Here is a 21045-nt window from a genome sequence, read left to right as displayed (position 1 = left end):
AAAATCAATAGGTTACGGAATTTAGCGCTTGCAAAGAGATTGCGTTCGACCTAAATTGAGCCTGCCACCGGAATAGTGTTTCACCCGCCGAATTCGACGAATCCATACGTAAGTCTGGGAAGCGGATCTTCATCAGTCCCGAAGCTAAGTTATGAGAGGTAAATCGTGAAGATGGACGGTAGCCTTTCCAGAAATCGTATTAGGGGGAATATAAATGGCATCCGATACCGAGCAAACCGGCATTCACCATGGAACATTTTTTGGTTGGTTCGAAACCGGCCTTGAGGAGTTGGTATGGGCACTCAAACCGACAGATGACGATTCTTTGGAGGGGCTCGTAATACTTGAAAAATAGGACTGGGTGGAGATTCGCGATAAAAACGGAGCGATCGTCTTCTCAGGGGAAATTAATCCAGACTACGATGTTGGCAGAACGCCGCCAGACTCACCTGGGGGACGAAACCAGCCTACAGCGATGGGGTGTTGGATTCACTGGACTCAAGCAGAATTTTCCCCCGATGAGTGGGCCAAATTTTTTATCCCGGGGCATGAGCACACCGGATACGTACAAAAGCACGACGGGTCATAGATTGGCGTTGCGAGGCGCCGGACAAGGTTTCTATGAAATCCTAACCAACAGTGAATGCAGTCTATACAACAACGTTATTAGCTCAGGCATCAACGGATTAGAAGAATCGAATTTTTAGCAACTGGAACCCCTTATGAAACTGGCTGCAGCATCAGATCTACATCTAGAGTTTTCCCAAGCCAACCGGTCCAACGCTTTGGCATTTCCCACCGATACGGACGTAATTGTACTCGCCGGAGACATAGGAGTGGGCAAACAGTCCGTGCAAATCGCCTTAGACTTATCGGTTCAGTTTCCTTCATCTCACATCGTATGGATTGCGGGAAACCACGAGTTTTATAACCACAATATAGACCACCAAATTGAAGAGTACCGATCCGCCTGTGAGGGGAACAAGCGGGTACATTTTCTGGAAAATGACTCAATCGTGATCGACTCTGTAAAGTTCGTGGGCTGCACGCTGTGGACAGATTTTTCGGTCCTGGGTGAGAGCGATCGGGCGATGTATGTAGCCAACAGAGGGATCAATGACTTCCGCTTGATCAGAACCAGAAAGGATGACCGCTTTACGCCGGAGGACGCAGCGGAGAAGTTCAAAGAGAGCACAGCATACCTAAAAAAGGAGCTGTCAAATAGCGAGCCAGAACAGGCGGTTGTGATAACGCATTTCCCTCCGGGCCTTAAGACCCATAATAAAAAATACCCTCTCGACAATATGGCCGCGTATTTTCAGGCGAACGTCGATTATATCATTAATGAATACCAACCCGCGCTGTGGATCTATGGCCACAACCATTGCAGTAAGGATATCAGAAATGGGGTTACTAGGTTGGTTAGCAATCAACTCGGCTACCCGTCTGAATTAGGGCATATCCCGAGATATAATCCATCGGAGACAATCAATTTAGATTAGAACGAATCACCCCGGACGGCCAAAATGACCGGGTTGCAGCGAGGCCATTTCTCGCCATTACGGGGGAGTTGTGGGCTTACTGATCGCGAACGCAACCTGACTTGGACAGTGAATTAATCAGCTAATGTCGATTCAATGGCTGTGTGCTTCGGCGAGGGTAAGGTGAGTTTTCCGCCGTGCTCATCTTACACAGCACTCGGGATATGCAGAGAACTGCGCATCAAGCGCTTATTGTATGTGCTGGGCGATCACCTGCTAGCGGCTGATGAAGAGCCGCTCAGGGAAAGGACTCATCGGCTTAAGCCGAAAATTTCGGCTTATACTCGGTGTTGAACTATCGCCCGGTTGTATCTTTCCAGGCTAGGCATAAAAGTCACTTGGCTTTCGGGCAGCTCGAGCTGGCTTGGGCGTGCTAATGCTTTTGGATCTCGAATTCCCGAAAGGAGTTTAGCTCATCGAGCCAGCGTATGGACTCAGGTTGACACATAGGGCAACTAACTAAACGACGTACGGTGGGTCAAGATTAATTGCCGCACCCTCAAGTGGGTCTAAATAGATGGCCATTGCCACCTTTAAAAGCAATTGTTAAACCTCAATCCCCTGACTTCAATAACGAACCCTGCCCACCGCCCTGCAAAGCTCGCAGAAGCTGATTCGACAATAAAGGGCAGAAAACGGCAATGTACCCAGGGCCAACAGCTGAGTCATTTCTGAAACCGTTTCGCCAGAGGTTCTCAAAGCCAAAACTGCAATACCCCCGATAGAAACACCGGCTACCATCATCGCCACAGAAGAAACGATGGCAAAGTACGGTTCAATAGAAGCCAGCCTCCGTGCAACATCAGCAGGCAACGATAGCAGTTCTCGAACACTTTCCTGAACTTGCATGACTACAGATTCTAAAAGCCTGGCAAGCGGTCTGATAAGAAACAAGGCTCGCCTGGCCGACAAGAGAAAAAACAGCGCTGCCATAGAAGCATATACAGCGGTTTGCAGCGGGGTACCCTTAAAGAATTCCGCTAAGGACAACATCACACTCCAATCCATAATTTCTACTCCCAGATAGAAAATTAGCCCGGCTCCCAATAACTCATAGCTCACCTCTTTGACGGGAAGAAATTGTTTCCATGACTGTCCTTGTCGCGGATCGGACAATTAGCTCGATGAATAACAAGCTCCGACTGCTGGTTACGCGCAATCTCTCGCGCGACATCTATTGCTTGCTTTGTGTGTTGTGCACTGATGTCACTCGATCATTGCCTGCACCCTTGACGGACCAACCAGCTTCATGTGGGATGACGTGTTGATCTTTTCCGATCATTTCAATAATCCTAAAAGAGATTAAAATCAAAATTTAAAAAAGGATATCTGGAAACAAACTAACTTAAGACGTGTGACAGGGTTTACAGCAGTAGAAACAGCCGTTTGATCGAGCATAGGTTTTCTTTGCTTCTCTGACGGCAGGCGCACAGCTACTGAACTCACCCAGGTAGCTACGATTACCCGGATCAGGCATCCAATTACATCCGGTGACATGCACCTCGTGATCACCGTTCGCTTGAGCGTTCCGATTCACATAATAACGAGCCATAAAACACTATCCTCGCAGAATTAAGACGTATGAGGTAGATACTACTATTTAAACACCCCGAGATTCAGGGGAATAACGGCTAGGACTAACTCAAGAGAAGGGTGTAATGCGAACACTCACCATACGATCGATGTCTCCCAGCTGCTCCGCTGGAGATTTAATCATGTCGACCCGAGAATGTGAACCACGTCACAACATTAGAATTATCACATTTTTGAATAAACAGAGATTTTTTATTCTTAGTTAAGGATCCTCACACACTCACTATGAGTGCGCGCCTTATTACTGCTTGGCTAACCACGGTACCATTGCATGAATAATAGCCATGGCTGCGATTACGAAATCGAGCCTTAAATCTCCGCAGCCATACGTTATACGTTCACCAGGCCGAGCAACGGGTAGCTCTATATATCGTTTATTAAGTGGCTTGACCGACGGATCGATCTCACTTAGTAGGTTAACCTGCTGCGCAAGTTTGCTCAGGTGGTCCATCGAGAGAACCTTGGTGTTATGTGCCAATTCATTTCGAATGGTATTGACTACCCGCAACGCTCTGACAAAGGGGATAGGCATACCAAATGCCGTAACCAAGGGAATCTTCTGTCCGAAGTACTTTGGAATTTTTATATATGGTCTCATAGCCTCCGTTATTTTCTCACGAAGGAAAGCATCCAGTATATTATCAAGCACCAAATGCATACGAAGGACTGTTCCCACTTCGTCCTCCGATTCCGCAGCACGAATTAAGGTTTCCGTATCTAGAAAAGCTGAATCAATCTTCAATTCCCCCCCCTCGACCTAAACCTAGATAAAGTTAATCGATTTATCCAAATCCGGGGAATTAAGGTTCCTAAAACAACCAAGGAAATCTAGTATGGGAAACAGTACTATCTCAACTAGATTGTTCATTCACTAACCCCTAAAATTCGGAACTAAGCACGCTTTCAACCAGGAAAAACGCTTGGTAAAGTCATGGCAAAAAGAAAAGTAAGGAAAATCGTAGCAGCCACAATTAGTTGTTTCCCCCAGAAAGATTTGGAAAGAATCCAGCGATCATCACCTGTTTTCTGATATGCGAAAACACAGGTTTTAACAATCACAAGGAACCCCACCATTGGTGCGAATACCGGCTCCGTAAAAGACAACACTGGCAAATAAGCCCTATCAAACACCGAAGAGGCTTCCATTCGTGCATGAATTTGTCCAACTACAAGCAATATGGCCGTTACCGATGAAAAAATTCCCAACGTTACATACCAATGAAATTTTTCTGACGAATCAACAAGCATGGCTATCTCTCAAATTACATACAAAAGCTTTTACTTAAACGCTTAACGGCTACAGAACACCTGTATTGCGGCGAGAAGACTAAATAGCGCCGGCCTTTTCACCGTGAGACGCCTTCACTCGAAAGGGTGTTGAAACGAGCGTCTGGTGATAGGCGTGTAGACAAATTGCGGCCCCAATAGTATATACCGTTAAATCTGCAGGTTTATTCAGTTACTGCACCGGGTCTTGCTCAATGCCAGGGGCGATTTTCAGGTTATCAACACCGTACAATGCTTGCCTATTTTTTAGCCACAAATGGTATTCTGCTCCTCTAAGCGATCCTTTGGAGGTGCAGTCCACATTCCATCGCCGAAGCAAGTAGCCGGCTACCGCTGCTCGGATCTTTAGCGGCAGCACCCCATTTTCCATCCCATAGTCCGCTTCTATCGTCTCTTTATGGTCCAGTTGCGGGTGCGCAACGATCTCCAGCTCCACAATCCGATTCCACTGAATGTCCTCCGATGACAGCTCGTGATCTTCGATTGGGCTATCCGGGAGTAGCTTTGGCCGAGTAATCCGAGTCAGCACAAAGTCTGTAAAGCGATTGCGCCTGCGATCATAGGCTCGGATATGCCAGCGCAGCCCGTTATCAACCAAGTAGAAAGGGACAACCTCTCGAGTAGTGAAGCCGCTCGATACTGAACGATACTCGATTTGAGCGACTTGTTTCTTATAGATCGCTCGAGTTAGTACGGAGAGGACATCCAGGTCTGGTTTACTGAGCTGAGAAGGCGTCTCACAGGGTATAAACGGCTTCTGGGCAGACACGGTATCGTCACCCACACCTTTCGACAGCGCGGACAGCACCCGCTCCGACTGATAGTCAAATAGCGGTTGGAATCCCTCCGTCACCTTATAAAGCTTGGCCTTCGTGTCGTACTCGATATTGCCGGGCTTTAATTCCCGGTATTGAGCCAAGTCCCTAGTAGCAGCGGCCTCCTTGATACCAAACCGCTTGACCAAATCATTTCGTCCCACCGATCCCAGAAAGTAGAGCCTGAAATCGATGTGGGCCAAACGCTCTTTCTGTGCCTGGGCTAAGTCTTCCACGGATATATCTTCTTCGTTATGAGAATAAGTTAGAGAGGATACCCGATTGAACCAATATCCGTCAATATGATCTATTGACATCATCATTTTGATGATGATACCTTATCTTTAATATCTTGACCGGGTGAAAACTTTGAAAATTTTTACTGATTTCCTAGAACTGCTTTTGAGACTCCACTTTCGACGCGCCACCGGCTGGGTTGGCTATATCCTTGTTGTCGCGGGAATCTACCTAATATCCCCACCATTTTATGTTGATTTACTTAACTTACTCCTCGAGGAAATTGACTTAGGACGACTGCCGACGCAAGAACCTATGCCGATACTCAGTGTGCTCCTTATATTCCCAGGGGTAGCTTTGGTCGTCATCAACCACCTTTGGGCTCCAAAGCGTAAGGAGGTTATTGGCGTCCGTCATAACTCTCTGGGGACCTTCCCAAAATATGATCTCAAGAAGGACTTACCCCTGGCTCAACGATTCGAAACTTACCGGGAAATCGACGTCGACCACAGCGACTCCTACGCCAATGGCCTCCTAAACGACCATCGCTCAGTCATCCGACGACTGGATAAGGTCCCCCAAGAACTCGGAGGGCTACTGGGCTCCGCGTCCGGCTCCTTGATCGCTTACTACGGATTACCCCATGTTCCCCTTGCCTTTTACCTCGGTTATTTGCTTTCAGATAACAAGTTCAATGTAGATCTCTATGAACTTGGCAATCAGACCCATCGCTGGAACCGCCTGACAGCGGGAAAGGAGTCTCTGGAGGTCGATTCTACGTTAGACCAGATTACGCCATCAGATGCCAGCGGGGACATAATTATTGCTTTTGGTATTAGCTACCCCATCCATCAAGCCGAGATTGATGAGCTAGATATACCGGACATTCTGGCAAAAGTAGAAATCAACGCTCGCCACCCTCAAAGGGAAGTGGTCACTAACCTGGACCAAGTCGAGAAGATCTGCACCGAGTTCCGACGCGCCTTGGAAGAGACGAAAAACCGGTTTCCAAACCGCCAGCGCATCCACCTGTTTTATGCCGGACCAGTATCGCTCTGCTTCGCGCTGGGACAGCGCATCAGCGAGAGAATCGACCCGGAGATCATGGTTTACAACTTCTCAGCAAAGAGCCGCCCCCGCTACGCCTGGTCGTTGACGTTAAATAGCCCCGAGGCCCTGTCAGCTACCTTCTCCTCTCACGTACCACAAGGAGCCGACAATGCCTCAGTACAATATGCATAGTGAGCTGAACACCTTCTACGAGAATCATGTTCGGCTAAAAGACGAGTTCGACCGTTTACGATTCCTCCGCGATACAAACCTGAAACGGTTGACCGACGGCCTACAGGAAATGGGTCGACCGACCTTCGCCAAGAGTTTGCTGCAAGGGAGTATTGCGATGCATACCGCGAACAAATCCACCAACAACGACTACGATATTGATATCGCCGTCATATTTGAGGAAGGTGACCTTCCGGCCTCACCGCTGGAAGCTCGAAAACGGGTGGCGGAAGCCATCAAACGAAAGGCGAACGGCTTTTCTCGGGACCCGGAGGCCAGGACCAACGCGGTCACCATCTGGTATTCACTAGGATATCACGTTGATATCGCGGTCTATCGCCGACGTGAGAACTGGCTCGGCCAAGAGACTATTGAACATGCCGGAGCCGACTGGACACCGAGGGATCCCAAGACCGTGACCGACTGGTTTATTGGGGAAGTATCCACTCAAAGCCCCGAAAAGGGGCTCTTTGTGACCCCCCAGGTTGCCCCTAAGCAGATGCGGCGGATTGTCCGCTGGATAAAAGCCTTTACCAAGGGCCGGGAGGGCTGGAACTTACCCGGCGGGTTCATCATCTCTGCACTCGTCTGCGAATGCTATCGACCCCACAATGATCGAGATGACATTGCGCTATACAATACACTAGAGGCTATTGAGTCCCGCTTAAAACTGGACTGTAGAGTCTTCAACCCCGTAGACAGTTCGCAAGAGCTTACCGATAAGCCTAAGTTCTTAAAGCAGGTGAAAAACCTTAGGCGACGCCTTGGATCAGTACTATCCAAGCTGGATGTACTATTTGATGACAACTGCAACAATGGGAAGGCGAACAAGGCTTGGCATTACATGTTTCAGCACACATACTGGACGCCGCAAGCGAGCGCCAACGCATCCCAGAGCCAAGCAAACCATTACCCCTATGACCTCGAGCTCACCATGGCTATTGCCGGATCAAAAGGTGGCTTTATTAAGAGTGGGAACGTTCGTAGTGGTCGATTTCTTCCCAAGCGAGTTCATCTTCGATTTAAAGCCCAAACGAATGCCCCTCCTCCGTATACCGTGATGTGGGAAGCCATAAACTCTGGAGACGAAGCTGAGGCGGCTAATGACATGGGCCACCAAGCGACATCCAACGATCTAATGCATTGGGAGCATACGTCATACCGAGGGCGTCACGAGCTGATCTGCAGGATCGTGAAAGCTGGAGAAGTTCAGGCAACCGCCAAGCACGTTGTCAATATCAGGTGACCGATGTGTTTAACGATCGCCGGGAGTGTCTGACACTATGAAACTGCCATTTGGCCTGATTCAGGGGCGTCTGGTTTCAATCAATGAAGTACAGGCCGGCCGGGCTTGCGAGGCGCTTTGCCCTAGCTGCTTGGGACCATTGGTGGCACGTAAAGGCCAGGTGCTGGTCCACCACTTCGCTCATGATGGCCATCAGACTGGGCCCGGTGGGAGATCACCCTGTACGCTGGGATACCGCGTCGCCCTGCAGAAAATGGCCGGTCAACTGCTTTCAGACGGGAAAAAGCTCAACCTGCCACCGTTGACCATCCATGCAGAGCATCATGGCCGATTTGTAGGTTTACGCCGAAAGCACCAGGAAGTGGTCGCAGCGGGCGCCACCCTAGCTATCACCCAAATTCTTTACAACCCGACTCTTTCTCCAGACGCCCAACCAAGTCTGCTTTGCACCCTCGACGGATTCGGACCGCTCGCCATTGAGCTCAATATGACTGGCCTCCCACGGCCTAAAGCCAAGCAGGCATACGCCAGACTGAGCGTCAGCTGTATCGAAATCGATTTTTCCGAGATTGCAAGGCCAAAAGAGAACTGGCTCCCTACGGAGAATGACATCCGAGAGCTACTCTACGACAGTAAGATAAAGCGTACCTGGATCTATCACCGGGATGCGCCGGCAATCGAAACAGCGCTCAAGGACGCATTGACGTCAGAGGTTCTAGGGGAGGAGCGTAAGCTCCGGGAGAAGCGTAAGCTGCGAGAACGGCACCGAACTCCCGGAATGAAAAGTAACCGACAGCACCCTGTACGCCAACCCAAACCACTTCCCCGTCCATCGAATACCCCTCCGCCAGAGGCAAGAACCACTCTCTGGGCATACTGCCGCCCATGTCGTCATTGCTGGGAGGTGGACATAAGTTCCGGGAGACCAAGCACGGTCACTTGCCCAATGTGCCAAGATGACGTGAATGTATAATTGAGGAGCTAGACTACAGCGCCTATAAATTCTTCAGAACTCTGCGCTCTCCAGTCCTATGCCTGCTAATGGCCATATAAACTAACCCACCGTCCCTGGGGTCAAAATAGATGGCCATTGACACCCAGCTCTGCTGGATATCCTGTGATGAAAACTCATGATCTTCGGTCGAGGTATCCAGCAGCAACCTTGTCGTCAATGCTACTGTAAAGTCCTTTTCGAAACCTAAATCTCGGTAAACTCACCGTTTATTAGGACCACCATATAAATTTCTTCCCGCTGGTAAGACCATGTTGGATTAACCCCAATAAATTTAATAACTACAAGTTGTATATATTACTTTTAATATTCCTATTCTACATGCCTGTAGATGATTCGCTCTACTTTATCTACGTCATTGAAAACCTTCGAAAAAATCCTTGATCCATTTTCATTGGTCCCATCCTACGCGAGTCTATCGATCAACGATTTATATATTACAGTATATAAATCAATGACTTACAGCATAAAACCCGGTCTCGACAATCGCTGAATTTATGGTATTTCTAAAAAAGCAACCTACTAGAGACCGATTAACCGATGACTAAAAACTACGCTTTAAACACGGACCAAGCCATTAAAGAGCTTGGCAAATGGAGGACGCTCTGCGCCTCCATAGGCGAGTATCGCTCGTTCGTGCGTGTATCCCAAACAAAATTTGTCGGCCGCCGCCATCTACATCTGTGCCCGCGTCAAAATCGACCCATCACATTGCTGTCCGACGGAGAGTATCGAGCCTACCAGATGCTGCTCTGGCGATCGAACGCAACGGCAATCTATGAGCAATTCCCACTCGATATCGAGGAAACGATTGATATTTCTGACGAATTGGGAGTCATTCACCCAAACGGATGGGACAGAAAATCTCGTATCCGCTACGCACACGTTATGTCCACCGATTTCTTGGTCAACCACCTAGACTGCAGGACAGGCGAGACAATCTCAACGGCCTATACATTCAAATACCACAACTCCATTTATCCCCTGGAGTTGAACCGGAGCGTTCGGCGGACCTGGCAAAAACTGGATATTGAGAAAGAGTTCTGGAGACGCCGTAACGTTGAGTACCGGGTCATAACGGAACGTGACGCCACTAAACCCATCGCATACAACCTTGATTTATGTCGGTTTGAGTATGACCCTGACGCTCAACTTGATGTCCTAGGCCAGTTCTCGAAATCATTTAGCGCCACATGGTGTGAAAACCGATTCGTGGATCTACGAACGATCATCGAATCGACCTCTAAATCTATGGGAATTACATCAAAGCGCGCCATCACGATTTTTAAAAACGCGATTCTTTACAGAGTACTTCCCATCAATCTCGACAATCGAATTGAGTTCTACAGAGCCGTGGAGATGAACATATGATACCTAAGGGCATGCATTACCGAAACAAGAACAAATCCATCGTCTATCGAGTCTGTCATGTTTGGCTGGAAGGTTCCTGGTGCGCTGTAGCCGATATGACAAAATCGCTTAATGCCACTCATATATCTAAGCCACGAGCATGGAAAATCGAAGAGTTCCTGGACCACATCCATAGAGAGCAGATGATTCACGATGAATCTATAGAGCTTCCAATAGAAATAACAATGAGCGATGATCAATTGCGTATGAAAGGTCGCGCAAAATGGCTGGATAAGCGCGACCAAAAAATGGACCTTATCTCAAGTCTAACGTCGGATGAGATTATAAGAAAGTACCTTTATGGATATGGAATAGCGCCAGAGATTAAAGAACTGTGCGAGAAAACCTTAATCGTCCGATCAGCTTACTACAGTGCGCTAAACCGTTTTATCACAATGGGACAAACGAGAAATGCCTTACTCCCATTCAAACTTCGACACTGTGGAAATAATTACAAAGTTTTCTCGGACACAGACAGCCCTGTAAGCAAACGAGGACGGGGCGGCAACAACAATGAGAACTCGTTATCAAAGAGTCGCGGGATAACACTGCTTGACAAAGACCGCATTAGTACCTTATTGAACGAGTATATGAGAATCTTCGGCAGGCCAACGATTCGCTCTCTAGTGGATTATTATAATGCCTGCTATCAAATGGTAGAAATCCAATCATCCGACCCCAGTAAACCCAGTGTTTACAGAGAGCCATTACCTGAGGAAGAACGACTTTCTGAAAGGCAGATCGAATACCACATTCGAAAAATTATTGGCGTTGAAACAGTCCTCAGACGTCGAGTCGGAGAAATTACCTATGCGAAAGATTACTCACAAAAACCTGGGAGCGCACGAGATGGAGTTGTTGGGCCGACCCACCGATACGAAATTGACTCCACAACCATCAATGTCTATGTCATCAGTCCGTACACTGGCGAAACCCTTCTTTCGATTGGAAGACCAACCGTCTACATCGTTGTCGATGTATGGACCACGCTATATGCGGGGGTCTACATTTCTTTGACTGGAACGAAACAATCGGCATTCGCCGAAGCCCTATACAACGCAATGATGCCAAAAGTTCCTTTTGCCGCACGATTTGGGATCGAGATTGAGGATCATCAGTGGCCAGCGCATCATCGCCCTCTCCAGTTAGTTATGGACAATGGTACCGAGAACAGTCCGAAGTTTACTGAGAGCGTTCTGAGGGCGGGTTCTAACATTGAGACTGGATCGTGGACACCCGCCTACCGAGGAGACTGCAAATCCATCGTGGAGCGGGCGCTAGGATCACTGACACCAAATGTCAACAGACTACCTGGCAGCGTGACCCCGGATACAGCAAAAGAAGCGGAACACCCTGCGAATGGTGCCATGTTCACTCTCGATGACCTCTATCGCTCTCTAATACGTGAGATGCTGGGAGCAAACAGTACCAAAAACCGAATAAAATCGAGGGATTTCGACATGGCGGCACATGGCACTGGCTCGAATCCCAATGACCAATTCATATTTGGGCTCGAACGGAGGATGAATGGTGGGTACCCAATTGAGACTGAGGAACAAATGAAGCAGGTACGTTGGTCCGTTCTACCGGAGGAGCGAGCTCGGGTAACAGAGAACTGCGTCCTATTTCGAGGACTTCGTTATCACCATCCGTACGCTGAGGAACAAAACTGGTATACAACGGCTAGCCGAAATGGACGGTTTGACATTATGGTGAGGGTAACTCAATCATCAACCGATTGTATATTTTATCGTACCGATGAGGGCCAGATTTTATCTTTTGTACTTCAGGACATTGATGAGCAATACATGAATCAACATTGGGATATTGTTATCGACCAACTGGAAAATGAAAAACAAACTATACATGAGAACAAAATTAAAAAAGCAAACGTCAGAGCCAAAAACATGGCTGAAGACGCTGACACTATAAGGCGTGCGAAAGCCTCTATGAGGAAAAGTCCTGACCGCACCAAAGGCATACCACGCGACGTCAAGGATCAAAAGTCCTTGCATGCTGAGATCAATCAGCGTGTCAATGATGCAGAAACAGTAAAACAGTTATCTGACGGAGGTATCGCACTGGATCCTACAACGGAAATGAACATAAATTCTATTGAAGAGGCCTATAACAACTATGAACAGTAAATCCACGTGGGTAATCGACGCACAATACCATGAAAAGCCCGATACTTCTCTGAACGGAAATCCGCTAATCGAAGCAGTCTCCGTAATCATGGATCCCGACACAATAGCTCATCGACTTACGAGACGGGTGGAGGTACCCAGTAACTTCAATGAAATTCCGAGATTATTCAGAAGTACGATTCTCGAACAGTTGAGAAATCAACACATTCCTCATCCATTGAGCGTTTCACTCTACTACAAAATCCTAGAGAAAATCCTGTGTGGATACAGAGACAAAAATCCGTTCACTGCAAATGCACAGCGTCGTCTACATGACATCGCAGAACAGGGGTGGACAAAACCGTCCGAGTTCAACGGAAATAAAGTCACCGGGAGAACGACAGCAGACTCCTGCGTGGCACATGGCCCCTCTGGCACTGGAAAAACCACGACCATTCGAAATGTTTTAAACCTGATACCTCAGGTTATAAATCACTCAGAGTACGGAGGATCCCCGTTTATTCAAAAGCAGATTACGTGGATTTCTCTGGATTTTCCATCCACACCCTCATTCAAGTCCTTAGCACTGAATTTTTTCGAGGCTGTTGACAACGCTCTAGGTACAGATTACCGCCAGCATTGGTCAAACGCAAAATACAAATCCGTCGATGATTTTTTGAGCGGTGTTCAGAGGGTTGCCGCCGTGCACTACATAGGGCTTGTTCACATTGACGAAATCCAGTGGATTAAAACATACGGTACAAAATCCAATTGCCCAAACCTAATTACCATCGAGGCATTGTTCAACAAGATTGGGATACCGTGTCTACTAAGCTGCGAATCCAATGGGATGGAAATATTTCAGGCCAGTGGCCATACAAATTCTAGAAAACCTCCAGACTTCACCACGGCTCGACGTATGCTATCAGATCATGAATACAAATTTCAGGGCCACTATATCAACGATGAAGCGTTTTTAGAACTATTCGAGGCGTTCTTTCCAACGTCGCTAACACATGGTCTTGTTATAGATCAGGATTTCAAGCAGCTTTTCCACTATTGCACAGCCGGGATACCGGCGCTCATCGCCAAGGTCGCGCATCTTTTTCACGAGTACAACCAGGCGCTTACCAAGCCAGTTCCTGCGATCGACCTCCTGAGGCATGTTCATCAGTCACAGGGGGCGTCACACGAGTCCTTCCTCCCCGCCATGAGAGAACTGGTTAACGCTAAACATCGTGGAACAAAACCGAAGGTTAAACGCGCTTCGAAATCGAGGTTACCCAAACCCGATCCAAATCAGCTGCCGTTCCTCAACCCTAAGAACCCCCCTTCGGTTTCTGAAAACTGATCTATATAGGAATTCAACCAGCCAATGAACAGAAAAACTTCCTTCTTTCCAACACCGTTGCCTGATGAGCATATCGTCAGTACTTTCACTAGGTTTCTCCGATTGTCAGGGAAGTGCAACCTTTCGTCCGGACGTAACATCATAACTCGCGATTATCGGAGCTTGGATTCAACCACTCCATGGCGCGTCGCGTACACTGATATCTACAGCGTATTTAAAGACACATTATCTGTCGAAGAGTTCGCCAACCGATATACGTTGTGGCCGTTTTTCAGGCCATTCTTAAACACTGAAGTTCAGTCCAACGTCATCGGAATGAAGTGGGCTCCAGACGCAAAGAAGCGCTTTACACTGACTTCGACGGTCCAGAATCACTCAGAACTCTGCAAGAGTTGGAGATGGTGTAAAGAGTGCGCCTCTTCTGACTACGACCACTACGGGATAACCTACTGGCATCGAGAACATCAACTCCCCAGCGTGCTTCACTGCCGTCACCATAGACGGACACTGAATAGGCAATGCCCTCACTGCGATCAGTCTATATGGGATATCTATGATCTACCACTCCCTTCGCCGGACGGAGTGTGCCGATTCTGCCGCCAACCCATGTCAGATGCCAGTTCAAATTCACCACTGTCAGAAGCGGTTTCGGATATAGAAATAATGAGTGTTTCAGCACTTCTCAACAACAATAATTCCAACCTCGAACGGACAATCAATAAAATGAGAAATTTACTAAGCGATCTAGTTCATCAAAGAATGTCCGATTTAAAAATTTCCAATAAGAACGCTCGAATCCAGGTTAACAAAGAGTTTCGATATTTTATCAGTAACGATTCACAGATAGATAGAATTTTCTCACGACAAGGAGATAAAGATTATGTTTCGAAACATCGAACTAAGGACTCCCTACTTCACATAGCTGAAAGTACATCGGGTCAAAGTGCAATAAGCTACATAGCAGCACTGCGATTTCTTATGAAAGAACAGGATATTCCAATCAATGATCGAATCTGGGATGGGTGAACTTTAAGATATTACAGAGCGAATCTTTGAAATGCCAATCGCACCTTTTTCTAACAAAAGCAGAGGACAACAGTATGGCCGAAGACAAAAAGGTAAATAAAATTACACCAATCGATGAAATTTCCGACCTTACCGCAGGAGCTGGGTCTCCCTTTGATATTGGAGCCAGCGAGGGATTAGTTAAAGAAATCATAGATAGATTAAAGGCTGAACAGCGAAGAAAGCCAATTTGCGTTATCGCTGATTGGACATGGGTTGATTTTAGGGTCACAGAAAATGACCGAATTTTCTTCGAGCGCCAAGGAAATCAACCTCATGGAGTGTATTCGAATCACGTGATTCATGACGAGCTGCATCGAGCAAACCCAGGGGAATGCATAAGATCTACGGCTCTTGTCGACTTCAGGGAGAACTGCATATTCGAAACCAGGAACACCATATATATTCTTCAGGGTCCTGGAAAAAGATTTTCTATGCGCCCTGCGGCGTTCCTTTCAATATTTTTTTAACAGATCTAATACGAGTTCATTTGGGTTGACTCGATACCAACTTCGCCCGATATATAGGACTTCAAGAATGCGTATTAAACAGTTGATTTCGTTTTTCATGATGCCCTTTCCTAGGGAGACCTTTTATAGCATTGTCGCACGAGCCTCTCATTACCTTGGATACCCGACTGACGCAAAAGCCATTACTAGAATAGTAGGCGATAGAAGCCATCAACTACACGCCGATCTACCAAGTGTTTGTTCTACTGCCACCGATGTCTTTGGACTGGAAAGGGACAAAGCAATAGACACCACATTGTTTTCATATTATGAGCCGTGGCTATCAAATGAAAGGTCTCAATTGATAAAGCAATCAATGTTACTGGGGACCAAGCGGATCCCGCATGCTATGGCCGGAATCTCCGCATCACGCATTTCCCTTGACCGTCCACTGCGATATTGTCCTCTATGCGCACTCGAAGATTATGACATATATGGTACAACGTTCTGGCATGTTGATCATCAGGCTCCGGGGGTCTGGGCATGCGAACTACATCACGTTCAGCTAGAATCAATCGCTCCTAGAAGGTCCGCAATGGAAATTCCACCTACTGGACACCCCTCTTATTCAGCTCGTTACGCTTCGCATAGAGACGTTCAATTAGCTCGACTGAGCAGCGATATGATGAGACTCCAATGTGGGGGCTCTATTAACGCAGCTATTGCCGCCGATATTTACAGATCAAAGCTTATCAGAAAAGATCTGATTACGAAGTGCGGCCAAGTACGACAGAGAGAGCTAAAATCAAAACTCCTTAGATTCTGGGAAAGCCTTACCGTATATGGAACCGTAGAGAGAATGATAAACTCAAGCAATGATCTTTCTTATCCGTCTTCAATATTCTACCGTCGACCATCTCACTACCTTCCAATAAAACACCTTCTCATTATAGGTTTCCTATTTAACGAGTGGAGCGACTTTATGGTTTCTTACATAAACTTTAGAGCTGATGGTTGTAGAGCAGACCAACTTGGTTCAAATCCCGACAATCAACACACAGACGATGACGAACAGTCGGTTATCGATAAGGCTATCCCCTTACTTAAGAAAGGGAATAGCATTCGAAAAGCATCAAAGCTTTCAGGTTTGTCCTTCGTGAAAACGAAGGCATTGGCAACTGGTATGGGGGTTAACGTAAAACTTCGACCTCAACTGCTGTTTGAAGATAAGCGAAGAGCGATCTGGAGAAAGTTACACATCGGAGAAAGCACTGATGCTATATCCACTTCTTGCAGTGTATCTCTTGGTCTCGTAGAACAAGAGCTCACGGCTCATCAATATTTGATTCCACTGAGGAAGAAGATCAGATTCTACAAGAAACTATGCCACCACAAGAAAATGATTATCGATTACATGAAAGAGCATCCGAATTGCAGCAGGAATGACATTAGAACAGCGCTCGGATCTGCCTATCTTTGGCTATATAAGAACAATTCCCATTTTCTGTATTCCTTAATCCCAGCGGAAATTCCGCGACAGCTCCGCAGGTCGAAGTCCCAGTCTACATGACCTGATTCCTTCCCCTGAACACCCCACCATCCAGCCAACTGGCTAAATATCGTCCAACTAATCGGAATCTATCCGACCGCTTTAAAATGGGTTGATATTAGCTAAATATCACGCCAGAAATCTGCTAAAACGCAAAATCACGAATCAGTCTCAAACTCTATTGTTTTCAATTATTGGAATCTTTCGTACAATAAAGACTTGTCTCAAACTTTATTGTATTATCGGTTCTTTGGAAGTCGCGGAATGCCTACGCGTTTAGTCTCAAACTTTATTGATCACTGACAGCCCAACTCAGGTTGGGCAATGACCTGACAACATAAGCACGGTGACGGAATGACACTGGAGCAGCAACTTGACCTCACGACGTTAACCAACGCCGTAGCCCGGCTTAAGGAGGGGCTTGCCCGCTATCAGCGGGACACTACAGACACGCAGATTCGGGATGGATTGATTCAGCGCTTCGAATTCACCTACGAGATCAGTCACAAAATGCTGAAACGGTACCTGGAAATGACTTCCGCCACACCAGAGCAATTTGACGCGATGCCGTTTCAAGACTTGATCCGCTCGGGAAACGAAACCGGTCTTCTGCGCAGCGATTGGCCTGTGTGGCGCCGTTATCGTGAACTCAGAGCCAAAACCAGCCACACCTATAGCGAAGACGTGGCAGTTTTGGTGGTGGCAGAGATTCCCGATTTCTTGCGGGAAGCCGAGCACCTACACAATGAGCTACAAAAGCGCAATTCATGAGTCGCGTCCCGCCCAATCTAGACATCACCCACGCTCAATGGCTCATCATTGAGCGCATTCTCAAAACCTTCATGCCGGACAAACAGGTAAAAGCATTCGGCTCCCGCGTGAGGGGAACCGCAAAGCCCTACTCGGATCTCGATCTGGCGATCATCACCGACCAACCGCTTTCAATCGACTCCGTGGCCCAGTTGGCGGAAGCCTTTTCCGAGTCCGATCTCCCCTGGAAGGTTGACCTTGTCGACTGGTCTCTCGTCAATGACACCTTCCGGGACATCATAGAGAAAGAAGGCGTAGTGCTACCGATTGGTCAATAACGTATACTCCCTTCGGCCGTCATCTCCGCGCGGGATAAATTATTACTTGCCAGCCGAATACCGGGGCTGGTGAAACGTAGTGGGCGAAGCGCTCGATACAGCTGGTGGAAAGACAAAGAGCCTATTACCATCATCGTCTGCCCTTTTGACATCGCTTGCACCCATTCACAAAAGGGTGCTCTGGTACCCCTCGAGAAACCCATCTGGCGCCTCAGAAATATTCTCTATCACGCGGCATCCCGAGTCAGTTGCGTAAACCGCTCAGTGAACTGATTGGCTCCTCCACTGGTTACCAAAAGCTGATGTTTGGCGCGAGTCATCCCCACATATAGAAGACGGGTCTCTCTGGCCCTATCCTCTTCGCCGTCTTTTAAGCCGCCTATTCCGCTCAAAACGACCGTATCGAACTCTAGTCCTTTGCTACTCTGACGCGTCAGCAAGGTCACCGTTTCTTCGGTCGGATTGTAGGCTTTCTTATGGGCGGATGATTTTAACCAGGCGGCGGGAATCTCGGCCCGTTCCAGCGCTGCCTTTAACTGCTCACCCTGGTAGTGATGCGCATAGATAATGGCAATACTGTTCAGTGGTTTCCCTCCGCTACGCCATTTCTCGATACATCGGACGATGTAGTGATATTCGTCTTTGGCATTCGCGAAAGGTCGATACACCGGCATGGGTCCACTGGCCCCCGCAATCTCCGGTTGTATCAGGGGGACATGATCGTCATCAGCGTCCTGGGCCTGCAGATGCTCTTTGGCAAAGTCATAGGCAAAGGTCAGTATCTCGCGCGTATTACGGTAGTTGAGCTTGAGAATGGTGGTTCGACCACGCGCCTGGATGCCCGCGCTGGAGAGAGGAAACCCCAACTGTTGACGGCTGTAAATAGACTGCGCGTCGTCGTACAGCAGGAGCAATGAATTGGTATCCGGGTCTATCATTTGAACCACAAGCTTTAACCACTCCGGTTCAAAGTCATGACCTTCGTCAATCATCAGGGCACCGTACTGCGCACGCGGAATGTCTCCCCTCTCCACCCCGGAAATCACGCTGGTTACCTGCCGCTCCCAATGAGGCCTGTCACCTTCTTCGATATCCACGTGGTACGTTTTTAGTTGAAGACTACACCACTCATGAAAATGATACACCTGAACCTGCTCATCAACGCCCCGCTCCACCATAAAAGCTCTTAGCCGGGCTGCCAGCGCGATATTAAAGCAGAGCACAAGAATGGGCTTGCGGGTCGCCTGGGAGAGATGCAGACAGCGATAGCCAAGAATGAGGGTTTTCCCTGAACCCGCCACGCCATGGATAACGCGATGCCCGTCCCCGAGGCTTTTCGCCAACTGCTCCTGCTGAATGTCCATCACCCGGACAATTTCCGGAACGAGAGCCTGATTCACGTTCGACGCATTATCCTGCGAGTCATCCCTATCGTCTTCACGCTCTCCGAACAAATCCTGTTGCGGCGCGTTGATACGAACTTCGGGGAACAGGTGCCAGCGAACACGATCGATCTGAGGCAGGGAGAGCTTCTCGCCAAAGCTGTACTCAAACATTCCCCAGAGGCGACTTTGAAACGCTTCCGCCTCAACGGACTCCGTCATTTCGTCTTTACAGATCACTCTGTGGGAAGGCAAGACCAGGTCCTGATGATCCTCCGGAAGCGCCTTGTTCCATTGCTGTCGCGTGATATTGGTGAGCACCACGCCATAACCATAAGGGCAGCAAAGTCGGCCCTGATAGCGGCCCTCTGACTGTCGGAGCTGAGGGTCAGCCTTCAGTACATTAACGGTCGTCTGGGCATACTGCCTGGCCTGCTCCAGGGGGTTACTGACAACATCCAGACCGTTGTGAGTCTGCAGCGTTACCCGATCTTTGCTGATTTTCTTCAGGGTCGCCAACTTCCAATCTTTGACTTCCAGAAACAGCAGCCCACGGGATGGGTGGAGAATAATGAAATCCGGATACCGTCTCTGGCGGCCGACAGGTATGTCATACCATACGGTGTAATCATCCTCGAGAAGCGCCTCCAGGCGACGTCCGAAACGCCGCTCGCCCGTTGTCATACTCCTAATGGTACTCAGGCTCGGGATAATTGCTGCCATGCTGCCTCCAGACTGGTCCTGATGGGCTCTGACGCCCCTTTTGCTCTATCGCAATAGCTTAGCCCAGAATGCGATCTTGGGCTATTTCTGCAGAGCAGCAGCCATAAACTATTAAAAATAATAATCTTATAGATCAACTTTATTGATTTTCTGAACGTCAGTGCTCGACCATTAGCCAACGCTGTGGTTCCAGGGGGCACATACCCACTGGCCTACCGCCGGAGCGGCCGTAAAAGTCGGAAGCTTGCGCTTGACGCTATCGAGGGCGTTCGACCATTTCGAGCGCCCTATCAAGAATAATATCTTTTCCGGCCTCTACAGATTTCTGGCTGTCACAAACCTCAACATCGACGGCAACACCGACTTTTTGGGTGGGCGTGCCATCAGGGTACCGCACCTCTATACCAGTGAAGCGGATGGTGATACCGCCTGGTAATGGAAGAAATGTGACATTGCCATCGGCGCCGGCGGTCTGACAGCCGATGACCGTAGAGTTTTTGGCTTTGGATAATGCCATTGCAATATACTCTGATGTGTATTAGTTCAGACCAAATCTGACACTGCCTCTTGAAAAAGGGAGGGTTACCGGTTTTGATTGATGGTGACGAAACCTGAAATCAAAACACATTAGAGGTAACCCTCATGCTCAATAGTAACGAACGTATCATTAAACACAAGGTCGGATTGCTGAATTTGGCGGAGGAGCTGGGTAACGTCTCCAAGGCCTGCAAGATGATGGGCGTCTCGCGAGACACCTTCTACCGGTACAAAGAAGCGGCTAACGAGGGCGGTGTGGAGGCCCTGCTTTACAAGGATCGTCGAGTGCCGAATGTCCGCAATCGAGTCGACCCAACCGTTGAATTTGCTGTCATCGAGTACGCCATTGAGCA

20 protein-coding genes and 2 pseudogenes are annotated in these 21045 nt (G+C 48.2%); 15 read left to right on the top strand and 7 right to left on the bottom strand.

Going from position 1 to position 21045, the window contains the following annotated elements; translation table 11 throughout:
• Nucleotides 1-214: 214 nt before the first annotated feature.
• Nucleotides 215-355, top strand: coding sequence for a hypothetical protein (locus G547_RS23430; RefSeq protein WP_157209870.1), 141 nt, complete (start codon nt 215-217; stop codon nt 353-355).
• A 367-nt stretch (nt 356-722) separates the two neighbouring features.
• Complete coding sequence (locus G547_RS0112560; RefSeq protein ID WP_027330162.1) at nt 723-1502, top strand: metallophosphoesterase; 780 nt, start codon at nt 723-725, stop codon at nt 1500-1502.
• 606 nt (nt 1503-2108) lie between these two features.
• On the opposite strand, the gene G547_RS0112555 is transcribed toward G547_RS0112560, so the two are convergent.
• From G547_RS0112555 to G547_RS0112545, 5 genes and pseudogenes are all read right to left on the bottom strand, one after another.
• The gene (locus G547_RS0112555) at nt 2109-2657 is read right to left on the bottom strand and encodes a hypothetical protein (RefSeq protein ID WP_169449450.1); all 549 of its coding nucleotides are present in this window, start codon (nt 2655-2657) and stop codon (nt 2109-2111) included.
• A pseudogene (locus G547_RS23125) lies at nt 2600-2823 on the bottom strand (DUF2188 domain-containing protein). Before G547_RS23125 ends, G547_RS0112555 begins: the two are co-directional and overlap by 58 nt.
• A 552-nt stretch (nt 2824-3375) precedes the next feature.
• Nucleotides 3376-3876, bottom strand: coding sequence for a hypothetical protein (locus tag G547_RS21325; protein ID WP_157209868.1), 501 nt, complete (start codon nt 3874-3876; stop codon nt 3376-3378).
• A gap of 161 nt (nt 3877-4037) precedes the next feature.
• Nucleotides 4038-4382: a hypothetical protein gene (locus G547_RS23425; protein ID WP_157209867.1), complete on the bottom strand. Its 345-nt coding sequence runs from the start codon at nt 4380-4382 to the stop codon at nt 4038-4040.
• Nucleotides 4383-4593: 211 nt separating this feature from the next.
• Nucleotides 4594-5472, bottom strand: a complete 879-nt coding sequence (locus tag G547_RS0112545; protein ID WP_027330160.1) for a BrxR family transcriptional regulator — start codon at nt 5470-5472, stop codon at nt 4594-4596.
• Between the two features lie 133 nt (nt 5473-5605).
• Between G547_RS0112545 and G547_RS0112540 the strand changes: the two genes are divergently transcribed.
• The 12 genes and pseudogenes from G547_RS0112540 (at nt 5606) to G547_RS0112495 (ending at nt 18050) form a co-directional block, all read left to right on the top strand.
• Nucleotides 5606-6715, top strand: coding sequence for an SAVED domain-containing protein (locus G547_RS0112540; protein WP_027330159.1), 1110 nt, complete (start codon nt 5606-5608; stop codon nt 6713-6715).
• Nucleotides 6693-8000, top strand: coding sequence for a nucleotide-binding domain-containing protein (locus G547_RS0112535; RefSeq protein WP_051235395.1), 1308 nt, complete (start codon nt 6693-6695; stop codon nt 7998-8000). Before G547_RS0112540 ends, G547_RS0112535 begins: the two co-directional genes overlap by 23 nt.
• Nucleotides 8001-8037: 37 nt before the next feature.
• Nucleotides 8038-8973 carry a competence protein CoiA family protein gene (locus G547_RS24100; RefSeq protein ID WP_027330157.1) on the top strand — a complete coding sequence of 312 codons (936 nt, stop codon included), beginning with the start codon at nt 8038-8040 and terminating at the stop codon, nt 8971-8973.
• Nucleotides 8974-9552: 579 nt separating this feature from the next.
• Entirely contained in the window at nt 9553-10383 is an 831-nt protein-coding gene (locus G547_RS0112525; protein WP_027330156.1) for a TnsA endonuclease N-terminal domain-containing protein, read from the top strand.
• An 11-nt stretch (nt 10384-10394) separates the two neighbouring features.
• A complete protein-coding gene (locus G547_RS0112520; RefSeq protein ID WP_157209866.1) occupies nt 10395-12569 on the top strand; it encodes a hypothetical protein in 2175 nt (724 codons plus the stop codon).
• Entirely contained in the window at nt 12559-13899 is a 1341-nt protein-coding gene (locus G547_RS0112515) for an ATP-binding protein (protein WP_027330154.1), read from the top strand. Before G547_RS0112520 ends, G547_RS0112515 begins: the two co-directional genes overlap by 11 nt.
• A gap of 24 nt (nt 13900-13923) precedes the next feature.
• Nucleotides 13924-14925 (top strand): TniQ family protein, encoded by a 1002-nt coding sequence (locus G547_RS24070; RefSeq protein ID WP_157209865.1) that lies wholly within the window; start codon nt 13924-13926, stop codon nt 14923-14925.
• A 74-nt stretch (nt 14926-14999) separates the two neighbouring features.
• On the top strand, nt 15000-15434 hold the full coding sequence (locus G547_RS22750; RefSeq protein WP_157209864.1) for a DUF6957 family protein: 435 nt from the start codon (nt 15000-15002) through the stop codon (nt 15432-15434).
• A gap of 67 nt (nt 15435-15501) precedes the next feature.
• Nucleotides 15502-15969 (top strand): annotated as a pseudogene (locus tag G547_RS24065) (TniQ family protein); the annotation flags it as partial.
• A 126-nt stretch (nt 15970-16095) separates the two neighbouring features.
• On the top strand, nt 16096-16983 hold the full coding sequence (locus G547_RS23845; protein ID WP_027330153.1) for a TnsD family Tn7-like transposition protein: 888 nt from the start codon (nt 16096-16098) through the stop codon (nt 16981-16983).
• Between the two features lie 333 nt (nt 16984-17316).
• Nucleotides 17317-17733, top strand: a complete 417-nt coding sequence (locus tag G547_RS0112500) for an HI0074 family nucleotidyltransferase substrate-binding subunit (RefSeq protein ID WP_027330152.1) — start codon at nt 17317-17319, stop codon at nt 17731-17733.
• Complete coding sequence (locus G547_RS0112495) at nt 17730-18050, top strand: nucleotidyltransferase family protein (protein ID WP_027330151.1); 321 nt, start codon at nt 17730-17732, stop codon at nt 18048-18050. Before G547_RS0112500 ends, G547_RS0112495 begins: the two co-directional genes overlap by 4 nt.
• Before the next feature lie 227 nt (nt 18051-18277).
• Here G547_RS0112495 and G547_RS0112490 read toward each other — a convergent pair whose 3' ends face one another.
• Nucleotides 18278-20155 (bottom strand): DEAD/DEAH box helicase, encoded by a 1878-nt coding sequence (locus G547_RS0112490; RefSeq protein ID WP_027330150.1) that lies wholly within the window; start codon nt 20153-20155, stop codon nt 18278-18280.
• Nucleotides 20156-20411: 256 nt separating this feature from the next.
• A complete protein-coding gene (locus G547_RS0112485; protein WP_281167773.1) occupies nt 20412-20678 on the bottom strand; it encodes a S41 family peptidase in 267 nt (88 codons plus the stop codon).
• A gap of 119 nt (nt 20679-20797) precedes the next feature.
• Between G547_RS0112485 and G547_RS0112480 the strand changes: the two genes are divergently transcribed.
• On the top strand, nt 20798-21045 hold a 248-nt coding region (locus G547_RS0112480), incomplete at its 3' end, for a helix-turn-helix domain-containing protein (RefSeq protein WP_027330237.1).

Origin of the sequence: Marinimicrobium agarilyticum DSM 16975 (assembly GCF_000423345.1) — a bacterium.
In the GTDB taxonomy this organism is placed as follows: domain Bacteria; phylum Pseudomonadota; class Gammaproteobacteria; order Pseudomonadales; family Cellvibrionaceae; genus Marinimicrobium; species Marinimicrobium agarilyticum.
Note: the sequence above shows the minus strand (reverse complement) of the source record. Positions and strands in the feature narration are given on the sequence as shown.